We start from the raw sequence: 2866 nt of genomic DNA, 5'->3' as shown, positions 1-2866 counted from the left end.
AAGCCCTCCGCTGCCTCAAACGACGCCTCGCACGAACCGTCTTCAACCTCCTGACCGCCGACCACCACAACCGTCAAGCCCCTTGCCTCACGGCAGCGGCTTGACATAGGAGAAACGCATGACGACCTTTGTCACGGCCGCATTCTGCCTCGTGCGCGACCGTCAGCTCCTGACCGTCCGCAAGGCCGGTTCCCAGCGGTTCATGCTCCCCGGCGGCAAGATCGACCCGGGGGAGAGCGCCCGCGAGGCAGCCGATCGCGAGGTCATGGAGGAGGTCGGGCTCGACGTGGCCGGGATGGGGCTGCCGCTCGGCCGGTTCCACGACGTCGCGGCCAACGAGGAGGACTCGTGGGTGGACGCGACGGTCTTCGTCGCGGACCTCGACCCCGACCACGCGCCGACGCCCCTCGCCGAGATCGCGGAGCAGCGCTGGCTCGGGCTCGACAACGAGCTCCCCGGCGACCTGGCGCCCCTGCTGCGCAACCACGTCGTGCCGGCGCTCCGAGCCCGTCTGGGCACCGACTGAGTGCTGCGACGCCACCCGACCGACCTCCACGTCGACGGGTGGCGCCCGTGATGAACGGCGTCCGTGTCAGCGCGGCCCGTCGTGCATCCCGTCGTGCATGTCGATGATCCCGGCCTTCGCCGCCTTCTTCACCGCGTCCGCCTCGGCCTGAGTCAGCTTGCCGTCCTTGACCGCCTGGGCGAGCCGGTCGTCGAACGCCTTCTGCTCGTCGGCCTCGTGGGCTGCGCGCAGGTCGGCGATGGCCGTCTTGACCTTGGCGGCGTCGATGCCGAGCTTGGCGGCGAGCTTGGTGGCGACCTCGTCCTGCAGCGCCGAGAAGTCGGGTCGGGCCTGACCAGGGGTGCGCGCGGCGCGGATCTCGTCACGCACCGCCTTGAGGGCGTCCTTGAGCTTCGTCTCGTCGACCCCGAGCTTGGTGGCCAGGTCGGAGAGGTCGGCGCCGCGGCCGACGCCGAGGCCCGGCCCGCCCGGTCCGTCCGGCCCGCCCGGTCCGCCGTGCCGACCGCCGGGACCCCAGCCCTTGCCGTTGCCTGGTGTCGTGCCGTCGGTCGTGCCCTTGTTCGGGTCGCCCTGGGTCGAGGTCACCGTCGGTGTCGGGGTGGTCGTGCTGGTCGTCGTCGCGTCGTCGGCGCGCGCCACCTGGGAGACGCCGAGCCCGATGACGGCCGCTGCGGCACCGACCGCCGCCACGCTGGCCGCCTTCTTGTTGATCGACACCATGTCGCATCCCTCTCGTCGTGGGTTCGCCTGCCTCCAGAGAACACCAGAGGGGGGCGCCACGACCCGTGAAACGGCTGTGACTTGCTGTGAGTCCCCGCAGCGCCGGCGGCTCAGAACGTGCCGTCGGGCCCCGGGCTGTTGACGAGGGAGTACGCGGCCCGTGTGAGGTAGTCGCGCAGCCGGTCGTCGTTCTCGGGCGAGAGCTCGAGGGTGTCGACGGCGTTCATCATGTGCAGCAGCCACCGGTCGCGCATGTCGGGCGTGACCTGGAACGGCATGTGCCGCATGCGCAGCCGCGGGTGGCCACGCTGCTCGGAGTACGTCGTCGGACCGCCCCAGTACTGCTCGAAGAACATCCGCAGGCGCTCCTCGGCGGGGCCGAGGTCGTCCTCCGGGTACAGGGCGCGCAGCGGCTCGTCCTCGGCGACGCCTCGGTAGAACTCGCGCACGAGCTTCGCGAACGTGTCGTGGCCGCCGAAGTCGTCGTAGTAGGTCACGCCGGCCAGTCTCCCAGAGCCGTGGGGCAGCTCACTTGTGAGGGGTTCCGCCGAAGGGCGGCAGCATCGGCATCGGGCTGCGCACACCCTCCCGGTCGAGGGCCACCTTGATCCGCTCGCGCATCTCGCGCTGCACGCCGAACTGCTCGTTGGCGATGGTCTTGGCGATGATGCGGATCGTGATGGCGCCGTTGGCGATCGACTCGACGCCGACGACGTTCGGCTCGTCGAGCAGGATGTCCTTGTACGCGCCGTCGTCGTCCATGACGCTGACGACGTCGCGGATCACCGAGATCGCCTTCTCGACGTCCTGGTCGTAGGCGATGGCGATGTCGACGATCGCGGTCGACCACCCCTGCGTCTTGTTGCCGATGCGGATGATCTCACCGTTGCGGACGTACCACGTCATGCCGTCGGCGTCACGCAGCTGCGTCACGCGCAGCGACACGTTCTCGACGGTGCCCACGACCTCGCCGGTGTCGATGACGTCGCCGACGCCGTACTGGTCCTCGACGATCATGAAGACGCCGGAGAGGAAGTCCTTGACGAGGCTCTGCGCGCCGAAGGCCAGGGCGACGCCGCCGACGCTGGCCGAGGCGAGCATCGGACCGAGCGGGATGCCGACGAGCGACAGCACGGTCAGGGCCGTGATGCCGCCGACGACGAACGTCGTGATGCTCTTGAGCAGGGCGCCCATCGTCTGGGTGCGCTGGACGTGGCGCACGTTGGCGACGCCGACGGCCTGGAGCGCACGGCCGGCGCCGGGGAGGCTGGCGATCCGCTCGGCCCGGCGGGACGTCGCGGTCGTCACGACCCGGTTGATGAGCCGGTGGAGCAGGAACCGGGCGAGCAGGCCGACGGCGACCACCGTGATGATGAGCAGCGGCGTGCCCACCAGCCAGTCGCCGACGCCGGACCAGGTCAGGCTCGAAAGATCGGGCATCGAGAGGTCCACGGGCAGCTCCTGCAAGGGAGACGGGGACGGAGTGGGGCTCGGCGGCGGGGTGCCGTCGGCGGTGTGCAGTGCGGGCAGTGCGGTCAGGTTCGTGAAGGCGTGGATCACAGGGTCTCAGTCAGGGGTCGGGTTCGGGCGTGAGGTCGTGGGTCGACCCAGCGGTGCCGG

4 protein-coding genes are annotated in these 2866 nt (G+C 70.4%); 1 reads left to right on the top strand and 3 read right to left on the bottom strand.

Annotated elements, in window-relative coordinates; all coding sequences use genetic code 11:
- The first annotated feature begins 118 nt into the window (after positions 1 to 118).
- Positions 119 to 526: an NUDIX hydrolase gene (locus ACXR8F_RS21140; protein ID WP_458803537.1), complete on the top strand. Its 408-nt coding sequence runs from the start codon at positions 119 to 121 to the stop codon at positions 524 to 526.
- Between the two features lie 66 nt (positions 527 to 592).
- Here ACXR8F_RS21140 and ACXR8F_RS21135 read toward each other — a convergent pair whose 3' ends face one another.
- From ACXR8F_RS21135 to ACXR8F_RS21125, 3 genes are all read right to left on the bottom strand, one after another.
- Positions 593 to 1246: a hypothetical protein gene (locus ACXR8F_RS21135; protein ID WP_458803535.1), complete on the bottom strand. Its 654-nt coding sequence runs from the start codon at positions 1244 to 1246 to the stop codon at positions 593 to 595.
- A 110-nt stretch (positions 1247 to 1356) separates the two neighbouring features.
- Positions 1357 to 1743, bottom strand: coding sequence for a globin (locus tag ACXR8F_RS21130; RefSeq protein WP_458803533.1), 387 nt, complete (start codon positions 1741 to 1743; stop codon positions 1357 to 1359).
- Between the two features lie 31 nt (positions 1744 to 1774).
- Positions 1775 to 2698, bottom strand: a complete 924-nt coding sequence (locus ACXR8F_RS21125; RefSeq protein WP_458803531.1) for a mechanosensitive ion channel family protein — start codon at positions 2696 to 2698, stop codon at positions 1775 to 1777.
- Between the last annotated feature and the right edge of the window lie 168 nt (positions 2699 to 2866).

This window comes from Terrabacter sp. AAH1 (assembly GCF_054456855.1).
Note: the sequence above shows the minus strand (reverse complement) of the source record. Positions and strands in the feature narration are given on the sequence as shown.